The following is an 18,041-nucleotide window of genomic DNA, read 5'->3' as shown; positions in this document are numbered from 1 at the left end:
GGCCGCGCGCCGCGCGAAGGCCGGGGCCCGGCTCACCGCGGTGCACACGCGTCGAGTGCCGCGAGCCCGTCCTCCCAGCGCCGGCGGCGCTGGTCCCCGGACTGCTCCCACCACGGTGTGCCGCGTTCGCCCAGCGCGGTCTTCGCGCGGTGCACGCGCGCCCGTGCCTCGCGCTCGGCCTCCGCGTCGCCCGCCCGGGTCGCGGAACACACGGCGCGGCGGGCGCTCATGAGGTGCCGGCGCAGGCGGGCGGCGGCTTCCTCGGGAACGGCGGGGTCCGTGGCCCGCCATCTGCGCCCGCCGATGACGACGAAGTGTCCGTCGGGAGTCCGCTCCGGAGGGGGGTGCGCGTCCACACCGTCGATTGTGTCCGCCCGCGGCGGCTCGCGCGAGCCGCGCGGCTCGTCCGCCGTCCGGCGGGGCGACGGCTCACAGCCAGCCCAGGGCTCCGAACACCGCCAGGGCGAGGGCGTCGACGCCGAGGATGACGGACACCGTGACGGCCTTCGTGCGCACCCTCGGCATGTCGTGCACCGCGAACGCGGCCACGAAGAACGGGGCGTAGCCGATGAGGAAGATGAGGAGCGGGAAGCCGGTCCCCCACCAGTCCCAGTCCCAGGTGAGCACGCCGGCCTTGTTCAGCAGCACCTCCACGCCCACGGCCGCCGCGGAGTTCGCGGCGATCAGCACCGGACGGTTCGGCAGCCCCAGGACGCGCGCGTCCCGCGGCGGCAGGAACTTCGCCGCGACGATGCCCATGACGGCGAACATGAAGCAGATCTCGATGTTCAGCCCGATGAGGATCTGGTAGGCCGTGTCGCCGCGGGCGCCCCACACCGGCGCGCGCCCGGTGAAGTGGAAGACCAGCGCGTTCCATATCTCGTTGAACCAGTCCATGCCCCACAGGGCCAGCCCCGCGAAGAGCACGTTCCAGTCCCGGCGCTGCACCTCGGTGGCGTACGCGTAGAGCACCAGGAGGAGGAGCGGGATCACGTACCACTTGAACTGACTCGCGTCGCGCAGGTGCTCCAGTGCCGCCCGGGCGTCCTCGGTCATCGTCTCCCTCTCGTCCGTGCGTCGGTGGCGGCTCGCGGCGGTCTTGCGTCAGGCCTTGAGCGCGTTCCCGGCCACGGACAGTGCGAGCCGGCGCGGTGCGAGCCGCGCCGCCCCGGCCGACAGGCGGTTGCCGAGTCCGGCGATGACGCTCGGCGGGGTGCGGCGCCGCTCCAGGGCACGGCGGGTCGCGTCGACCACGTCGGCGGGGGCCGCCACGCGCCCGACCATGGCGTCCCGGGTGCCGACGACGTCGAAGAACTCGGTCTCGACCGGTCCCGGGGACACCGCGAGGACGCGCAGGCCGCTGGCGCGGGTCTCGTAGGCGAGGGCCTCGGTCAGGCTCAGGACGAAGGCCTTGGTCGCTCCGTAGACGGCCATCGCCGGGGTCGGCTGGTAGGCGGCCGTGCTCGCCACCGTCACCAGGGCCCCGCGGCCGTCGGCGGCCAGTTGCGGGAGGAAGGCCCGGGTGAGTTCGGCGACCGCGCCGACGTTGAGCTGGATCATGCGCGAGATCTCCGCGGGGTCCTGTTCACCGAAGGCGCCGTGACTGCCGAAGCCGGCGTTGTTGATCAGCGTGTGGACGGCGATGCCGCGGGCGTCGAGGTCCTCCTTCAGCGCGGCGCCGGCCCCCGGGCGGGCGAGGTCCGCCGCGACGGGCGTGGCGGTGACCCCGTACCTCCCGCCCACTTCGGCGGCGAGCGCGGCGAGCCGGTCGAGCCGGCGGGCCACCAGTACGACGTCGGCGCCGCGTTCGGCCCACTGGCGGGCGAACTCCGCGCCCAGGCCGGAGCTGGCACCCGTGATCAGTGCGGTGGTCCCCTGATAGGAGAGGGTGGTCATGGCAGCGCTCAGCTTCCGTCGTCCGGGTCGCGATGACGGCCGCCAATGTAGGCGCATGACATCATTGTAGTCAACTGACAACATCGAGGAGAGAACCGTGGCCGAAGGCTCCTACCATCACGGCAACCTGCGGGCCGCTTTGCTGGAGCAGGCGGAGACCGTGCTGGCCGAGAGCGGGGTCGGGGGTCTCTCGCTGCGCGGGCTGGCCCGGGATCTGGGCGTCAGCCACGCCGCCCCGACCCGTCACTTCCGCGACCGCCAGGCCGTGCTGGACGCGCTGGTGGTCAGCGGGTTCACCGATCTCGCCCGGCGGATGCGGGCCGCCGCGGACGCCCCCGGGCCGGTGGAGCGACGGCTGGCCGAACTGGGGCGCGCCTACGTGAGTTTCGCGACCGAGAGGGCCGCGCTGCTGAGCCTGATGTTCACCGCCAAGCACGAGGAGCGGTCGGGGGAGGAACTGCGCCGGCTGGCCCACGGCTGCCTGGACGTCGCCGCCGGCCTGCTCGCCGAGGCCCAGCGGGCCGGTGCGGTCCGTGCCGGAGATCCGACCCGGCTGGCCCAGGTCGCCTTCTCCACGGTGCACGGCCTCGCCGTCCTCGCGGTGGGCGGACTCCTCGACGACACACCGGTCACGGAGGCCACCGACCTCGCCCTGGACGTCCTGCTGGCGGGGCTGCGCCCTGGGCAGGGGGCTTCGCCCTCAGCACGGGAGAGTGCAGCCGGGCGGACCGGCGGGCCGGATGCGTGACGCGCTGACAGGCCGGGCGGACCGGCGGGCCGGATGCGTGACGCACTGACAGGCCGGGCGGACCGGCGGACCGGATGCGTGACGCGGCGCCAGGCCGGGCGGACCCGCGGGCCGCGTGCATGACGGGGCGCCAGGCCGGGCGGACCCGCGGCCCGTATGCGTGACGCGGCGTCGGGGCCGGGCGCTCAGACCGGGTGGGGCGGGCCGCTCGCGCGGTCGGCGTGGCCGACGAGGACGACCGCGGCCAGCAGCAGGGCGAGGTAGCCGGAGAACCACAGCGTCGCCGTCGCCGGGCTGCTCAGCTGTGCCGCGACACCGAGGCCGAGCGAGGTGACGACGAGGCCCGTGTACGCGGCCAGGAAGAAGGTCGCGAGGGCCTCCGCGCGCACGTCCTCGGGCGCGGAGCCCGCGACCAGCGCCACCGCGGCCTTGAAGAGCGTGCCCGCCCCGAGCCCGGCGACGGCGCCGCCCGCGACGAACAGCGCCGGGTCCCCCGTCACCATGCCCGCGGCCACGGCGCCGCACCCCACGGCCTCGGCCGCCACCCCCATCGCCTCGCGGGCCGCGGGCCGCAGCGGCGCGGACAGGAGTTCCCCCAGCACCGCGGCGGCGAACACACCGAAGACGATGGAACCCGCCACGGCCGGCGAGTCCTGGTGCAGGGCCGTGGCGACGAACCCGGGGGCCAGGGAGGTGAACAGCCCGAAGACCGCCAGGCCGGACCAGGCACAGGCGACCGCCCGGCCGAACAGCACGGGCCCGCCGTGCACACGGACCCGCTGCACCCGGTAGGGCGAGGGACGGGCGGGGCGGGCGACCGTCTCCGGCAGCGCCAGGACGAGACCGGCGGCGGTGGCGAGCAGCACCGCGAAGACCGCGTACGGCGTGCGCACCGGCGCCGGGGCGTATGCCGCGAGCAGCCCGGCCACCAGCGGCCCCACGCCGAGACCGCAGATGTTCGCCGCGCTCGACACGGTCTCGAAGCGGCCCGGCCCCTCCCCCGGCCGCGCCCGCGCGTGCAGGTCCTGGAGGTAGGCGGTGGCGGTCGGGGTGGCCGTGCCCACACCGAGTCCGGTGACGAACCGGGCGGCGAGGAGGCCCGGCAGCGCAGGCCACGCGAGGAAGAGCGACGCCGCGGCCACCTCGGAGAGCAGCGCCGCCACCAGGACCGGGCGCCGGCCGGCGCGGTCGGAGAGGTGGCCGGCGAACACCAGCCCCGCCACGACTCCGACGGCGTACACGGCGAACACGACCGTCACGGTGAACGCGCCGAAGCCGTCGCGCCGCTCGTACAGGGGGTACAGCGGGGTCGGCACGGTCGAGAACGCGACGGCCACGGTGAAGGCCACCGCCACGACCCCGAAACCCGCCCGCCGCGTCCCCTCGCGGAACCACGTCACCAGGCGCACGCGGACCAGTGAAACACCGGGGGCGGCGGCCCGCGGCCGGCAGAGCGCCGGGAGCCGCGACCACATGCGATATCACCCGTTCGGCTTATAGGGTGAGATCTCACGCTTATACGTACTCATGGGACGAGTCGGCTCGCCGGACCGCCCCGGCCGGGGCCCGGCCGGCTGCGGACCGTCCGGAGGAGGACGCGATGAGGGACGTGGCGAGCGGGCAGGACCTCGGTGAGCGCCCGGCGGTCGCCGAGCGGGTCGTGACCCTCACGGTGAACGGACGGCCGTACGCGCTGCGCCTGGACACCCGGGTCACCCTGCTGGACGCCCTACGTGACCGGCTGGGGCTGGTCGGCACGAAGAAGGGCTGCGACCAAGGTGCCTGCGGCGCCTGCACGGTCCACCTGGACGGCCGCAGGGTGCTGGCCTGCCTGACCCTGGCGGCGCAGGCCGAGGGCCGGGCCGTCACCACCGTCGAGGGGATCTCCGGCCCCGACGGACCGCACCCGGTGCAGCGGGCGTTCATGGAGCACGACGGCTTCCAGTGCGGCTTCTGCACGCCGGGGCAGATCATGTCCGCGGTGGCGCTCATGGCCGAGGGCCGGGCCGGCTCGGACGAGGAGATCCGCGAGTTCATGAGCGGCAACCTGTGCCGCTGCGGTGCCTATCCCAACATCGTCGCGGCGATACGGGAGGCGGCGGGCCGGGGAGAACGCGATGCGCACCTTTGACTACGTCCGCGCCACCGACACCCGCGAGGCTGTCCGGCTGCTGGCGGACGACCCCGAGGCGGCCTGCCTGGCGGGCGGCACCACGCAGCTCGACCTGATGAAGGACGGCGTCCTGGAGCCGCCGCGGCTGATCGACATCACGCGCCTGCCGCTGCACGGCGTCGAACGCCGGGGCGACTCGCTCCATGTGGGGGCGCTGGTCACCATGGAGGAACTCGCCGCCGACGCGACGGTCGCCGAGCGGCTGCCCGTCGTGCGCGAGGCGCTGCTGCTGGGCGCGTCGGTGCAGCTGCGGAACATGGCCACCATCGGTGGCAACCTGCTGCAACGCACCCGCTGCCGCTACTTCCGCGACCCCACCGTCCCCGAGTGCAACAAGCGGGCGCCCGGCTCCGGCTGTGCCGCGGTGCGGGGAGTGGCACGGATGCACGCCGTGCTCGGCGCCGGGGAGCGGTGCATCGCGCTGCACGCCTCCGACCTCGCCGTCGCCCTGGTGGCACTCGACGCGGTCGTGCACGTCCAGGGCCCGGAGCGGTCCCGCGGCATCCCGCTGACGGAGTTCTACCTGACGGCCGACGACAGCCCCGAGCGCGAGAACGTGCTGGAGCACGCCGAGCTGATCACCGAGGTGGAGATCCCGCTGCCGCCGCCGGACACCAGGTCGGGCTACCTCAAGGTCCGCGACCGGACGTCGTACGAGTTCGCCCTCACCTCGGCGGCCGTGCTGCTCCTCGTGGCCGGCGGCACGATCCGGCGGGCCAGGGTGGGCCTGGGCGGGGTGGGGACGAAGCCGTGGCGCGCCTACGAAGCCGAACACGTGCTGACCGGCGCGCCCGCCACGACGGCGACCTTCCTGGACGCGGCCGAGGCGACCATGCGCGACGCCTGGACCGTCCCGGGCACGGAGTTCAAGGTGCCGCTCGCCCGGCGCACCCTCGTGCGCGAGCTGCAGACAGTCAGCGGAGTGATCCCATGAGCACCGTCCAGAGCCGGCCGCTGGTCGGCGCGGGCGTCGACCGGGTCGACGGCCCCCGCAAGGTCACCGGCACCGCCCCGTACCCGATGGACTTCAGCGTGCCCGGCCAGGCCTACGGCGCGCTCGTGCAGAGCACCGTCGCCGCGGGCCGGATCGTCCGCATGCACACCGCGGCCGCCGAGGGCCTGCCGGGTGTGCTGGGCGTCCTCACCCACGAGAACGCGCCGAAGGTCGGGCAGGGCCCGATGACGGCGCTCGGGGCATCGCCTCCCGCGCCGCTGCGCGACGACCGGATCCTCCACCACGGGCAGCACATCGCCTTCGTGGTGGCCGACACGCCCGAGCAGGCGGCCGCCGCCGCGCGCCTGGTGCGGGCGGACTACGAGACGACGGAACCGCTGCTGGACCTGCAGGACCCCCGGGCCGAGCAACTGACCGACCCCTGGGGCATGGACCACTCGCGCGGCGACGCCGCCGCGGCACTGGAATCGGCCGAGGTGACGCTGCGGGCCACCTACACGACCACCGACAACACGAACAACCCGCTGGGGCTGTTCGCCACCCTGGCCGTGTGGGAGGGCGACACCCTCACCGTGCACGACACCAGCCAGTGGCCGTCGATGGTGCGCACCACCCTCGCCGTGGTCTTCGGCATCCCGGAGAGTTCGGTGCGGGTCCTCGTGCCGTACGTGGGCGGGGGTTTCGGCGCGGGGCTGCGCGCGTGGCCGCACGTGATCCTGACCGCCATGGCCGCCCGGCTGCTGAACCGGCCGGTCAAGCTGGTGCTGACCCGGCCGCAGATGTTCACCTCCGTCGGGCACCGTCCCCGCGGTGTGCAGTGGCTGAGCGTCGGCGCGACGCGCGAGGGCGAGCTGGTCGCCCTCGACCACCGCAGCCTCAGTGCCCTGGGCATGCAGGAGACCGACTTCGAGCCGTTCTCCTCGGGCACCGCCTTCGCCTACCGGTGCCCCCACGTGATCACGCGGGACCGGCAGGCACGGCTCAACATCGCCGTCCCGACGTCGATGCGCGCCCCGGCCGAGGCACAGGGCAACTTCGCGCTGGAGTCGGCGCTGGACGAACTGGCCGAGACGCTGCGCATGGACCCGCTGGACCTGCGGCTGCGCAACTACACCGACGTCGATCCGCGCAACGGGCTGCCCTGGTCCGGCAAGGCGCTGCGGGAGTGCTACGAGGTCGGGGCCCGGCGGTTCGGCTGGTACGACCGCGATCCCGAGCCGCGGTCGATGCGGGACGGCAACTGGCTCGTCGGCTACGGCATGGCGAGCGCGATGTTCCCCTGGTTCGCCCAGCCGTGCTCGGCGCAGGCCACCGTCAACCGCGACGGCAGCGCGCTGGTGCGCAGCGCGGCGACCGACATCGGTACCGGCACCTACACCGTGATGGCGCAGCTGGCCGCCGACGAGCTGGGCCTGCCCCTGGAGCTGGTCCGCTTCGACCTGGGCGACTCCGACATGCCCCACTCGATGATGGCGGGCGGTTCCGGACTGACCGGTGGCCTGGGCAACGCCGTGCACGACGCCTGCGGGGAACTGGTGCGCCGGTTCGCCCGGCTCGCGGGCGGGGACGCCGACTCACCCCTGCGGGGGGTGTCCCCGGACGAGGTGGAGTGCACCGGCGGAAGGCTGCACCTCGCGGGCCGTCCGGAGCGCGGGGAGTCGTACGCCGACATCCTCGCCCGGCACGGGCTGAGCGAACTCACGGCGCACGGCAGCAGCAGCCCGCCGGTCGCCGAGGAGATCGGCATGTCCCTGGCCGGTGCCTACGGCGCGAAATTCGTGGAGGTCCGGGTCGACGCGGACCTCGGTCTCGTCCGGGTGGCCCGGGTGGTCTCGGTGATCGACGGGGGCCGCATCCTCAACGCGAAGACGGCGCGCAGCCAGATCATCGGCGGGACGGTCGGCGGCATCGGCATGGCCCTGTTCGAGGACACGGTCACCGATCCGCGCACCGGCCGCATCGCCAACGGCACGTTCGGCGACTACCTCGTCGCCGTCAACGCCGACGTGCCGGACCTGGACGTCGTCTTCGTCGGCGAACCCGACCGCGGCACCCCCACGGGTACGAAGGGGGTCGGCGAGGTCGGGCTGGTCGGCATCGCGCCCGCGATCGCGGGCGCCGTGCACCACGCCACCGGAAAGCGCCTGCGCGACCTGCCCATCACCCTGGACTGCCTGCTGTGAGCCGCGGCCCGGCGGGCTCCCGAGCCGCGGGTCAGCCGGGCCGGACCGCGTGCAGACGGACGGCCATCAGCGCCACGTCGTCGCCACCGTCCGGCACCAGGCGGTCCAGCAGGTGCGTGCACACGCTCTCCGGGTCCGCGGGCGCCTCCCCGACCACCCGGGCGAGGGTGTCGAGGGAGTGCTGGAGGTCCTCGTCGCGGCGCTCGATCAGCCCGTCGGTGACGAGGAGGACCAGCGTGCCGGGTTCCGCGACGATCCTGCGGGCCGGCGGGTGCGGGAGGCCGACCCCCAGGAGGGGGCCGTGCTCGGGCACGAAGGAGGTCGTGCCGTCCGGGCCGCGCAGCACGGGGGGCAGATGGCCCGCGTTCGCGATGTGGAGGGTGTCCGAGCCGAACTCGATCAGGACGACGCAGAGCGTGACCGTGGCGCCGGGTTCCACGGCCGTGAGCAGGTGGTCGAGCCGCGCGAGGATCACCTCGGGCGGGTGGCCCTCGGCGGCGTAGGCGCGCAGCGCGTGGCGCACCTGGCCCATCACCATGGCCGCGTCCAGCGAGTGGCCGGCGACGTCGCCGACGGCCACCACCAGGCCCGCCGGGGTGCTGATCGCCTCGTAGAAGTCCCCGCCGATCTCGGTGCGTTCGCTGGCGGGCAGGTAGCGCACGGCCAGCTCGGCGCGTTCGGTCTCGGGCAGTCTCTCCGGCAGGAAGCTGCGTTGCAGGGTGAGGGCCAGGGCGTGCTCCTCGCTGTAGCTGCGCAGCGCCTCCAGTGCCAGCGCGCTCGCCTGGGTGAGCTGGGCCAGCAGCTGCTCGTCGTCCGGCGTCGTGACGGCGTCCCGGGAGGTGACGATGACGACCGGCGGGCGCTCGGGCTTGGCCCGTCCGACGACGGTGCGCCGCTGCGCCGGGTCCTTGAGAACGGGCGGCAGGCACGGAAGGCCGGGTCCGTCAGGCGCCGCGCCACGGGGGCCGGCCGGGTCGCGCCGCTGGGGCCAGGCCGGCGCGGAGTGCACCTGCGGCCCGCCGGGCCGTGCCGTTCCCTCCGGGTCCTGCCAGGTGTGGCCCACCAGCGGGTTGCCCTCGGGAGTGGTGAGGAAAGCGGCCACGGCGCACCGGAAGATGGCCGCCGCTCCCTCGGTGGTCACCCGGAGCAGTTCGTGGGCGTCGGAGGCGCTGTACATCGCCAGGGTGAGTCCGTTGAGCAGCCGCAGCCGGTCCGCGAGGAGTTCGGCGCGGCGGCGGGCGCGGGTGTAGCGCAGGGTCGCGGTGACGGTGGCGAGCAGGACCTCGGGGGCGACGGGGTCGACGAGGTAGGTGTCGGCGCCGCGGTAGAGGCCCTGGGCCCGGTCGCCGACGGTGATGGCGTAGGCGGAGATGTTGATGACGGGCACGCCGGCGGTGGCCGGGTCGTTCTTGATGTGCTCGCACACCTCGAAGCCGGTCATGTCCGGCAGTCGCACGTCGACGATGGCGATCTCCGGCAGGAGGCCCGGGCGTCGCAGCAGTTCGAGCGCGCTGGTGCCGTCCTCGGCCTCGGTGACCTCGTGGCCGCCGCGGCGCAGGACGGTGGCGAGGACGTACCGGCTGGCGGGGGAATCGTCCACGACGAGGATGTGCGCCGGACGGTGATCCGAGTCGGGTTGCCGAGTCATCGGTGTTCCTCGGCCCTGGACGGCGGTACCGCGGCGGTGGCCGCCCGGTCGGCGGGCGGTGCGGTCCCGTGGTGCCCCAGAACCGCGGCGAGGTCCGCGGCGGCGAGGCGGGACTTGTCCAGCACGGCACGCACCCCGGCCAGCCGTGCGTGGTCCACGTGGGGGTGTTCCAGCGCGGTCAGGATCACCACGGGGACCCCGGCCGTGGCCGGGTTCGCGGCCAGCAGCCCGTACACCTGGTATCCGTCCAGGCCGGGCATGTCGAGGTCGAGGAAGACGGCGTCCGGAGTGGCGCGTTCCACGGCGGCGACGGCCCGGCCGCCGTCGGTGAGGACGGTGACGGACTCGGCGAGCTTGTCCAGCAGCGGGCGGAACCCGGCCAGCCAGGTCTCGTCGTCGTCGACGACCACCACCGACTTCGCCAGGGGCGCCGGGGCCGCGGGCTCCTGCGGCGGCGGACCGGTGAGGAATGCGGGGACGTCGACGGTCACCAGGGTGCCGCGTCCGGCCTCGCTGTCCAGCGTGAGCCGGCCGCCCAGCAGTTCCGTCAGCCGGCGGGCGTAGGGCAGTCCGAGGCCGGTCCCGCCGCCCCGGCCGCGCTGATGCGGCCCCCGTACCTGGTAGAACTCCTCGAACACGCGCTGCAGTTCCGCGGCCGGGATGCCGACGCCGGTGTCCCGGATCCGGAAGACGCGACGGGGGACGCCCTCGTGCTCCTCCTCGGTGACGTCCAGGGTCACCGACCCCTGCGCGGTGAACTTCAGGGCGTTCGACAGGACGTTCCGCAGGACCCTGGTCAGCATGACCTCGTCGGTCACCAGCGGGCCGCGCTGCACGTGGTCCGGGATGCACAGGTCCACCCCGGGCTGCGCGGTGCCCCGCAGCGTTCCCCGCAGCTGGTACAGCAGCGCCCGCAGGTCGACCTCGGCGGGATGCGGCTCCAGCCGGCCGGACTCCGCCTTGGCGACGTCGAGGAGTTCGTCGACCAGGGCGAGCAGGGTGCTGCCCGACGCCTGTACGAGTGCCACCTGCCGGCGCTGTTCGTCGGACAGCGGGTCCGCCCGGGAGTCCAGCAGCAGCCGGGCGAGAGCGATGACGGAGTGCACCGGGGAGCGCAGCTCGTGACTGACGTTGGCCCAGAAGCGGGTCTTGTACTCGTCGGCGAGTTCGAGCTGACGGGTCTTGTCCTCCAGTTCGGCGTAGAGGGCGACGACTCCGCTGTTCGTCTCCTCCAGTTCGCCGGCCAGCTCGGAGTACAGGGCGAGGACTCCGGCGTTCGTCTCCTCCAGTTCGGCGTTCAGCCGCTGGAGTTCCTCCTGCTGTCCCTGCGATTCCTCCAGCGCCGCGAGGAGCTGGCGGTTCTGTGTGCGCAGCGCCTCGATCAGGTCGGCCGCGGCGTCGGTGCCGGCCAGCCTGCCGCGCACCTCCGCGGCCAGTTCGCCGACGGACGCCGCCGACGTGGGGGTGCGCTGCGCCAGGACGAGTGCGTGCCGGTCGCCGTCGTCCGCCGGCAGACGGCTGTGATCCAGCAGGCGGGCGGCCGCGGCCAGCAGGGCCGAGGGCGTCCGGCGTGTTCCCCGCCAGTCGAAGCGCACGGCCACCGCGGCGGCCCCGGTCTCCCCGGTCTCCTCCAGGCAGAGCTGAGCGGTGAGGTCGTCGGCGCCCAGGAGCTGCTCGCCGACCTCGCTGACCACGGTGGTCAGCCGGACCAGGGGGCTGCCCGTCAGACCCGTGGCACGGCACACCGACTGTGCGCACCGGCGCAGGGTGACCACGTCGCCCCCCTCCCGGAGGGCGATCGTGATCAACTCGTGGACGGAGGGACCGGCGTTCACGGCTGCCTGTGGAGGGCCACGACGAGGCCGGCGTCGTCCCTGCGCACGGCGGCCTGGTTGAGGAGCTGCGCGGCGGCCAGGGAGGGGTCCTGGGCGAACAGGCCGGGGAAGTCGGCGGGCTTCCAGCGGTCGCTGAGCCCGTCGGAGTGCATGACGAGGGCGGCGCCGGGCGGGAACGCTGCCTCGAAGGTGCGCGGGCGGGGCAGCTGCAGGCCGACGATGCCCGGTATGGACAGCAGCCCGCTGCGGGTGCCCTCCCTGGCCACCAGTGCCGCGATGTTGCCGGCGCCGCTCAGCTGCACGCGCTGTTCGGCGGCGTCGACCAGGGCGATCGCGACCGCCGCGCCGCGGGTGCCGCGCAGGCCCTGGTGGACGTCCTGCAGCACGGCCACCGGGCTCGTGTGGCGGCTGTCGCGGAAGGCTTCCCTGGCCCGGTCCGCGACCCGGGCCGCCAGCGGCCCGTGGCCGAGTCCGTCGCACATCATCAGCAGCAGCGCGTCCGCGCCGGGGGCACCGAGCGCGCGTACGGACCAGGTGTCGCCGCACACCTGTTCACCGCTGATGGGGCGGGTCAGCCCGCCGACCCCCACCGGGCCGGGCGCGGGCACCGGGGCCTGGGCCCAGAAACGGGCGAAGAGCGCCGTGCCCCGCCCGGGCAGGGAGTGGACGCCGGAGGCGTCGGCGAGCCGCCCGATGGCCCCCATGCCGATGCCGAGGCTGCCGGAGGCGGACGTACCGTCGCGCAGCGCCCGGTGCACGTCGTCGATGCCGGGGCCGCTGTCGAGGGACAGGCACTCCACGGCCGCGTGGCCGCCGGCACGCACCACGCGCAGGGCGAGCGAGCCGTCGTCGGCGTACTTGAGGAGGTTGGTCGCCATCTCCGTCACGCACAGCTCGACGCGCGCGACCCGCTCCTCGGGGAGGCAGATGGCGCGGGCCAGCTGCGCCGCCTGGCGGCGGGCCGCCGCGGCCAGTGCTATGTCCGAGCGCAGCCAGCACACGTCACCGGCCTCGGTGACGAGGGTTCCGTTCACCGCCCCCACTTCACAATGCGCACGGTCGTGCCCCCCGGTCCGGACTCGATGTCGAACTCGTCGACGAGCCGTCTGGCGCCGCTGAGCCCGAGTCCCATCCCGTTGCCCGACGTCCAGCCGTCCGTCAGCGCCAACTCTATGTCCGCTATGCCGGGCCCCTGGTCACGGAACTCCACGAAGACGCCGGTGCGGCCCGCGTCCGTGACGGCGGCCGCCCGTACGACACCGCCGCCGCCGTAGACCAGCATGTTGCGTCCGAGTTCGCTGGCCGCGGTGACGAGCTTGGTCTGGTGGACCAGGGACAGGCCGATGCGCTGGGCGAGGGTGCGCACCATCTGCCGCGCCGACACCACGTCGCCGCTGCCGGCGACCGACACGGTCTCGGCCGTGGCGTCCGCCACGCCGAAGTCCTTCATGCCCGGCTCGCGCTGAGGCGTCGTAGGAGTTTCAGCCCGCGCTCCAGGTTCAGGGCGGTGCGCACGCCGGTCAGCGACAGGCCGAGTTCGACGAGCGTCATGGCCACGGCGGGCCGCATGCCGACGACGATGGTCTCCGCGCCGAGGATGCGCGAGATGGAGGCGTTGGTGGCGAGCATGCGTCCGACGAAGGAGTCGACGATCTCCAGGGCGGAGATGTCGATGATGACGCCCTTGGCGCCGGTGGAGACGATGCGGTTCGACAGATCCTCCTGGAGGTCCAGGACCATCTGGTCCTCCAGGTCCGTCTGGATGGAGACCAGGAGGATCTCGCCGATCTTGAGGACGGGGACGCGGTCGGTCACAGCAGACCCCGCACGTCGTCCTGGGCGTCGAGGGCGACTTCCTTCAGCGCCTGGCGCAGGGCGTCCGACAGCGAGGCGTTGGTGGGGATGTCCCCGAACTCGATGCCGAGCGCCACGATGGTCTGGGCGATCTGCGGGCGGATGCCCGAGATGGTGCACTGCGCCCCCATCATGCGGGCGGCGACGACCGTCTTCAGCAGGTGCTGCGCGACCTGGGTGTCCACGGTCGGGACGCCCGTGATGTCGATGATGGCGTGGGTGGAGTTGCTGTCGACCAGCGTCTGCAGGAGCTTCTCCATGACGACCTGGGTGCGGGCCGAGTCGAGCGTGCCCACCAGCGGCACGCCGACGACGCCGTCCCACAGCTTGACCACGGGCGTCGACAGTTCCAGCAGCTGTTCGGCCTGCGAGGAGATGATCTCCTCACGCGTGCGGACGTACGCCTCGGTGGTGAGCAGGGCGAGGTCGTCCAGCAGCCTGGCGAACTGGAGATAGGCTCGCGCGGCCTCGCCGTCGACGGTGAGGGACGGCTCCAGCACCTCCTTGAGGGCGAACACGCCGCGGGCGGTCTCGGTGGGGGTGAAGCCCTGCCGGGCCCGGTTGCGGGACAGCTCGATCAGCAGACTGCGGGTCTCGCCGAATGCCTCTCCCCGGCCGTCCATACCGCCGTCGGCGATGGCCTGGAGGATGGCCGTGTACAGCTCGCCCAGCTCACGGCCCAGCTCGGCCACGCTCAGCCGGCCCTGCAGATCCTTGCCGACCGTGTCCGCCCACTGAGCGAGGAATACGTCACGCTGTGCGGTCAGTGTATCGACCAGAAGGTGCGTGTTGCTCTCAGTCGCCACGTCTTCCCCATCAAACACTTGAGTGAATATGCCAGGGAGACGATACGACAAACTTACTTCACCAGTGGCAACTCGGGGCGTTCCCGGGCCATCGCGCGTTTCCCCCGCCCCGCAGGGGACGGCGCGGCGGCCCTCCGCCGTGCTGCGGCGCCCGGCCACGGTTCACCGGCCTTCCGGGGGACCGTTCGCGGACGGGTCGCGCTCCTCCGGCTCCCGTCGCATCCGGGGCAGCGCGTCCCGCCCGTCACCGCCGGCGTCGAACGCGCCGGGAGCCGCCGACAGCACCACGACCATGTCCTCGTCCGTCCACACCCGCCGCTCCGACTTGTCCGGGCACAGCAGGGTGCCGCCGCCGGTGCCGTCCGGGTCGTGCGGGCGGTAGCCGATCGCGCAGTCGCCGTGCCGCAGCGCGGACGCCACCACCGTGGCGAAGGACGCCGTGCGGCCGGGCAGCACGTAGCGGCCGGCCGGACGCAGGTCGAGGGCACCGCCCCGGACGGCGAAGACCTCCTCGAACACCGGTGCCAGCGTGGGGTCCTGGGAGATCTGCGCCATCAGCAGAGCGGTCAGCTCCCCCCGCACCACCGCGTCGGACTCGGGTCCCAGCGGAGCCAGGGCCCGGCTGCGGTGGTCGCACAGTTCGGCCACCACCGGCAGCGCGCACCCCGTCTCCTCCTCCCGCCCCCGCAGCATCAGCAGGGTCAGCAGGGTCCGGTCGTCGGGCCGTTCGCCACCGGCGGCCGTGTCCGGACCCAGCACGACGACGCTGTCGTAGCCGCGTGTGTCGAGGGCCCGCAGGGTCTCGGGACGGGCGAGGTCGCCGACGCGGTGGGTGACGGCGACCCGCTCCGCGTCCGGCGGGTCCTGGGGCGGAGTGCGGACCACCCGGTCGTCCGGGCCGGTGAGGACGTCCAGGACGGACCCCGGCCGGGCGGTGCGGCGCAGGATGTCCACGATCAGCGGCGCCCGCCGGTTCCAGCCCAGCAGCAGCACCCGTGCGGCCTCCGCGACGACCGGGACGGGCGGCGCCATGACGGCGGGGTCGACGTGCCGGCGGCAGTCGACGGGCGGGCGGGCCGTGCCGTCGTACGCGACGACCACCAGACGGTCCCCGGCTTCGAGGACGCTGCCCGGCCGGGGTGTGAGGCAGGCACGGCCGTCGGCCCGCAGGAAGCCCACCACGCAGACGTTCTCGAAGCGCAGCGCGATGTCCGCGAAGGCGAGCCCCGCCAGTTCCCCGCCCTCGAGCACGTGGAACTCGGCCCCGGCGACGTCGAGGAGGTCGCGCAGCACCGCCGGCAGACCCGGCCGGCGCGCCGACTGCACCAGCAGCCGTGCCGTCGTCATGTCCGTCTCCAGGACCACCCCCCGCGCTCCGGCGGCCAGCCGCGCGGCCGGCAGATAACGGCCGTCCCGCACCGCCGCCACCACCGGCGGCCCGGCCGCCGCGCCGGTCAGCGACCGCAGCGCCAGCAGGACCCGGACCACCTCCGGATCGGCGGCGGTGTCCTCGGCCGGCAGCACCAGGACCGATGCGGCCGCGGCCGGCGCGACCAGTGCCAGGGCCCCGGGGTCTGTCAGCGATCCCGTACGGCAGACCAGCCGGGCCCGGCCCGCGCCCAGCGTGGCGGCGAGCGCCTGCTCCATCTCGGTGGTGTCCCGGTCGGCGAGCACCGCCACGACTCCCCGACCACGGCTCTGCTGCGCCGCGACCAGCTCCGCGACCACCGTGAACACCTGTTCCGACCAGCCCAGTACGACCGCGTGATCGCGCTCCAGCACGGTCGAGCGCCCACGCCGCAGCTCTGCCAGCCGTTCACCGAGTCCGGTGGTGATCACGCCCACGAGCGTGGACACGCACAGCAGGGCGACGAGTCCGAGCAGCACGGAGAGCAGCATCCGCAGCGGCGCGCCGGTCGCCTCGCCCAGCCGCAGGGTCTGCGCGCTGATGCGCCAGACCGCGGTGAGCCGGCCGGACAGCGTGCGCGGCGCGTCCGGGTCCATCCACACCAGCAGGGCGCTGACGGGTACGACGACCGCGAGGCAGCCCAGGGCGAGCCAGAACAGCAGCCTCCCCGTACTGCGGGCCAGTCTTCTGTCGAACACGTAACGTGCTCGGTCCCGTAACGGACTTTGTCGCCGCCCCCGCACATCCGCCCCCTCGCTGTCCGTCCTCGGTCCGGCGCTCCCAGCGTGCGGGGTGCGGCGGCCACGACACGCCGTGCCACCGGGCCGTTCATCCTTTCGGGAGGGTCTCGCCCGCCCCGGCGGGACGGCATGCGGTCTTGACGGCCACGGCCGCATGCGGTGAAGTCGCCCGGCGCGGGTACCGGCAGGGCGACACGTGAGGCGAGCTCTCGGAAGGGTGACGATGGGTTCGATACGGCAATTGCGACAGCTGCGGGCCGTGTACGCGGGCGGCGTGCTGGCCTGGACCTCCTGCCTGCTGATCGGCGTGGTCCGGGGCGAGGGATCGGCCCGGCAGGCGGTGGTGCTGCTGGGGCTGCTGGCCGTGTTCCTCGTCCTGCTGCTGTGGTCGACCTGGTGCCTGTGGGAAGCCGGCGGCCACCCGTCGGTGGCCCGGACCGGGACACGGCGGACACAGGCGCCCGCCGGCCCCGACGGCTCGTCCTGACCACACGGCCGCCGACCGGGGCATCCCACGGCGCAAGCGTGGAACAAGGGCCCCATGACTACTCCCACGGAACAGCAGAACGTCGCCGACTTCTACGACTTCGAGGCAGCCCTGACACAGGAGGAACGCGAAGTCCTCCGCCGCACCAGGACGTTCATGCGGGAACAGGTCCGCCCGCTGGTGGCCGAGCACTGGGCCGCCGGCAGCTTCCCCGAGGAGCTGATCGGGCGGTTCCGTGAGAGCGGGCTGGCCGGGCTGTCGTACGAGGGCTACGGCGAGCCCGGGCCGGCCGCGAGCCATCTGCTGACGGGGATGATGGCCATGGAGATGAGCCGCGTCGACGCCTCCGTGGCCACCTTCTTCGGTGTGCACAACGGCCTCGCGATGTACGCGATCCAGGTCGGCGGCGACCAGGCCCAGCGGGACCGGTGGCTGCCGGACATGGCGAGGATGGACACCATCGGGGCGTTCGCGCTGACCGAACCGCTCGACGGCTCCGACATCGCGGCCGGCATGCGTACGACGGCCCGGCGCGAAGGCGACACGTGGGTGCTCGACGGCGCCAAGCGCTGGATCGGCAACGCGACCTTCGCCGACCACGTCGTCGTGTGGGCCCGCGACGTCGCCGACGACCAGGTCAAGGGCTTCGTCGTCGGCAAGGGCACGCCCGGGTTCAGCGCCGAGAAGATCGCCCACAAGACCTCGCTGCGCATCGTCGAGAACGCGGACATCACCCTCACCGGCGTCCGGGTGCCGGAGGCGGACCGGCTGCAGAACGTGTCGTCCTTCCGGGAAGTCGCCGAGATCCTGCGCGCCACCCGCAGCAGCGTCGCCTGGCAGGCCCTCGGCGTCATGATCGGCGCGTACGAACTGGCGCTGGGCTACGCCCGGGAGAGGGAGCAGTTCGGCCGCCCGCTGGCCGGGTTCCAGCTCGTGCAGGACCTCCTGGTCAAGAGCCTGGGCAACATCACGTCGAGCTGGGGGATGCTGCTCCAGCTCGCCCGGCTCCAGGACGCCGGGGTGTTCCGGGACGAGCACTCGTCCCTGGCGAAGGCCCACGTCACCGGCCGTATGCGCGAAGTCGTCGCCTGGGCCCGGGAGATATTCGGGGGCAACGGCATCGTCCTGGACTACGACGTGGCGCGCTTCTTCGCGGACGCGGAGGCCATCTACTCCTTCGAGGGGACGCGGGAGATGAACACGCTGATCGTCGGAAAGGCGATCACCGGGGAGAGCGCCTTCGTCTGACCGGAGGGACACGGGCACCGCCCCCCCCTGCGGCCGCCGCCCGATCCCCGGGCCTCCGCG

General features: G+C 73.8%; 17 protein-coding genes. 6 read left to right on the top strand and 11 right to left on the bottom strand.

Annotation, left to right across the window (positions count from 1 at the left end):
- Positions 1 to 32 precede the first annotated feature (32 nt).
- The 3 genes from GT045_RS26235 to GT045_RS26225 form a co-directional block, all read right to left on the bottom strand.
- Positions 33 to 356 carry a hypothetical protein gene (locus GT045_RS26235; RefSeq protein WP_161335664.1) on the bottom strand — a complete coding sequence of 108 codons (324 nt, stop codon included), beginning with the start codon at positions 354 to 356 and terminating at the stop codon, positions 33 to 35.
- Between the two features lie 73 nt (positions 357 to 429).
- Complete coding sequence (locus GT045_RS26230) at positions 430 to 1,056, bottom strand: hypothetical protein (RefSeq protein ID WP_161335663.1); 627 nt, start codon at positions 1,054 to 1,056, stop codon at positions 430 to 432.
- A 48-nt stretch (positions 1,057 to 1,104) separates the two neighbouring features.
- A complete protein-coding gene (locus GT045_RS26225; protein WP_161335662.1) occupies positions 1,105 to 1,896 on the bottom strand; it encodes an SDR family oxidoreductase in 792 nt (263 codons plus the stop codon).
- Between the two features lie 97 nt (positions 1,897 to 1,993).
- On the opposite strand from GT045_RS26225, the gene GT045_RS26220 reads away from it, so the two are divergent.
- Entirely contained in the window at positions 1,994 to 2,644 is a 651-nt protein-coding gene (locus tag GT045_RS26220) for a TetR/AcrR family transcriptional regulator (protein ID WP_161335661.1), read from the top strand.
- Positions 2,645 to 2,829: 185 nt separating this feature from the next.
- Here GT045_RS26220 and GT045_RS26215 read toward each other — a convergent pair whose 3' ends face one another.
- Positions 2,830 to 4,053, bottom strand: a complete 1,224-nt coding sequence (locus GT045_RS26215) for an MFS transporter (RefSeq protein ID WP_345942762.1) — start codon at positions 4,051 to 4,053, stop codon at positions 2,830 to 2,832.
- A gap of 191 nt (positions 4,054 to 4,244) precedes the next feature.
- Here GT045_RS26215 and GT045_RS26210 point away from each other — a divergent pair, with 191 nt between their 5' ends.
- The 3 genes from GT045_RS26210 to GT045_RS26200 are packed head-to-tail and all read left to right on the top strand — an operon-like array spanning position 4,245 to position 7,955.
- Positions 4,245 to 4,775 carry a (2Fe-2S)-binding protein gene (locus GT045_RS26210; protein WP_161297427.1) on the top strand — a complete coding sequence of 177 codons (531 nt, stop codon included), beginning with the start codon at positions 4,245 to 4,247 and terminating at the stop codon, positions 4,773 to 4,775.
- On the top strand, positions 4,762 to 5,751 hold the full coding sequence (locus GT045_RS26205) for a xanthine dehydrogenase family protein subunit M (RefSeq protein WP_161335659.1): 990 nt from the start codon (positions 4,762 to 4,764) through the stop codon (positions 5,749 to 5,751). Before GT045_RS26210 ends, GT045_RS26205 begins: the two co-directional genes overlap by 14 nt.
- Complete coding sequence (locus GT045_RS26200) at positions 5,748 to 7,955, top strand: xanthine dehydrogenase family protein molybdopterin-binding subunit (protein ID WP_161335658.1); 2,208 nt, start codon at positions 5,748 to 5,750, stop codon at positions 7,953 to 7,955. The genes GT045_RS26205 and GT045_RS26200 overlap by 4 nt, the downstream gene beginning before the upstream one ends.
- A 31-nt stretch (positions 7,956 to 7,986) precedes the next feature.
- Here GT045_RS26200 and GT045_RS26195 read toward each other — a convergent pair whose 3' ends face one another.
- The 7 genes from GT045_RS26195 to GT045_RS26165 form a co-directional block, all read right to left on the bottom strand.
- Positions 7,987 to 9,603, bottom strand: a complete 1,617-nt coding sequence (locus tag GT045_RS26195; RefSeq protein WP_161335657.1) for a fused response regulator/phosphatase — start codon at positions 9,601 to 9,603, stop codon at positions 7,987 to 7,989.
- Positions 9,600 to 11,438, bottom strand: coding sequence for an ATP-binding protein (locus GT045_RS26190; protein ID WP_161335656.1), 1,839 nt, complete (start codon positions 11,436 to 11,438; stop codon positions 9,600 to 9,602). The genes GT045_RS26195 and GT045_RS26190 overlap by 4 nt, the downstream gene beginning before the upstream one ends.
- Positions 11,435 to 12,481: an ATP-binding SpoIIE family protein phosphatase gene (locus GT045_RS26185; RefSeq protein ID WP_345942761.1), complete on the bottom strand. Its 1,047-nt coding sequence runs from the start codon at positions 12,479 to 12,481 to the stop codon at positions 11,435 to 11,437. The genes GT045_RS26190 and GT045_RS26185 overlap by 4 nt, the downstream gene beginning before the upstream one ends.
- Entirely contained in the window at positions 12,469 to 12,888 is a 420-nt protein-coding gene (locus GT045_RS26180) for an anti-sigma regulatory factor (protein WP_161335655.1), read from the bottom strand. Before GT045_RS26180 ends, GT045_RS26185 begins: the two co-directional genes overlap by 13 nt.
- Positions 12,885 to 13,253, bottom strand: a complete 369-nt coding sequence (locus tag GT045_RS26175; RefSeq protein WP_161292445.1) for an STAS domain-containing protein — start codon at positions 13,251 to 13,253, stop codon at positions 12,885 to 12,887. Before GT045_RS26175 ends, GT045_RS26180 begins: the two co-directional genes overlap by 4 nt.
- A complete protein-coding gene (locus GT045_RS26170) occupies positions 13,250 to 14,098 on the bottom strand; it encodes an STAS domain-containing protein (protein ID WP_161335654.1) in 849 nt (282 codons plus the stop codon). Before GT045_RS26170 ends, GT045_RS26175 begins: the two co-directional genes overlap by 4 nt.
- 162 nt (positions 14,099 to 14,260) lie before the next feature.
- Positions 14,261 to 16,204, bottom strand: a complete 1,944-nt coding sequence (locus GT045_RS26165) for an NAD-binding lipoprotein (RefSeq protein ID WP_345942760.1) — start codon at positions 16,202 to 16,204, stop codon at positions 14,261 to 14,263.
- Between the two features lie 283 nt (positions 16,205 to 16,487).
- Here GT045_RS26165 and GT045_RS26160 point away from each other — a divergent pair, with 283 nt between their 5' ends.
- Together GT045_RS26160 and GT045_RS26155 are read left to right on the top strand one after the other, a co-directional pair.
- Positions 16,488 to 16,733: a hypothetical protein gene (locus GT045_RS26160; RefSeq protein WP_161292439.1), complete on the top strand. Its 246-nt coding sequence runs from the start codon at positions 16,488 to 16,490 to the stop codon at positions 16,731 to 16,733.
- Positions 16,734 to 16,787: 54 nt separating this feature from the next.
- Positions 16,788 to 17,981, top strand: coding sequence for an acyl-CoA dehydrogenase family protein (locus GT045_RS26155; RefSeq protein WP_161292437.1), 1,194 nt, complete (start codon positions 16,788 to 16,790; stop codon positions 17,979 to 17,981).
- The last annotated feature ends 60 nt before the right edge of the window (positions 17,982 to 18,041 follow it).

Origin of the sequence: Streptomyces sp. SID486 (assembly GCF_009865385.1) — a bacterium.
In the GTDB taxonomy this organism is placed as follows: Bacteria; Actinomycetota; Actinomycetes; order Streptomycetales; family Streptomycetaceae; genus Streptomyces.
This window is presented reverse-complemented; position numbering and strand designations above follow the sequence as displayed.

Coding starts and splice junctions, on each gene's coding strand:
- GT045_RS26225 (WP_161335662.1), bottom strand. CDS start 1,896: ATGACCACCCTCTCCTATCAGGGGACCACCGCACTGATCACGGGTGCC.
- GT045_RS26200 (WP_161335658.1), top strand. CDS start 5,748: ATGAGCACCGTCCAGAGCCGGCCGCTGGTCGGCGCGGGCGTCGACCGG.
- GT045_RS26155 (WP_161292437.1), top strand. CDS start 16,788: ATGACTACTCCCACGGAACAGCAGAACGTCGCCGACTTCTACGACTTC.
- GT045_RS26180 (WP_161335655.1), bottom strand. CDS start 12,888: ATGAAGGACTTCGGCGTGGCGGACGCCACGGCCGAGACCGTGTCGGTC.
- GT045_RS26210 (WP_161297427.1), top strand. CDS start 4,245: ATGAGGGACGTGGCGAGCGGGCAGGACCTCGGTGAGCGCCCGGCGGTC.
- GT045_RS26230 (WP_161335663.1), bottom strand. CDS start 1,056: ATGACCGAGGACGCCCGGGCGGCACTGGAGCACCTGCGCGACGCGAGT.
- GT045_RS26195 (WP_161335657.1), bottom strand. CDS start 9,603: ATGACTCGGCAACCCGACTCGGATCACCGTCCGGCGCACATCCTCGTC.
- GT045_RS26205 (WP_161335659.1), top strand. CDS start 4,762: ATGCGCACCTTTGACTACGTCCGCGCCACCGACACCCGCGAGGCTGTC.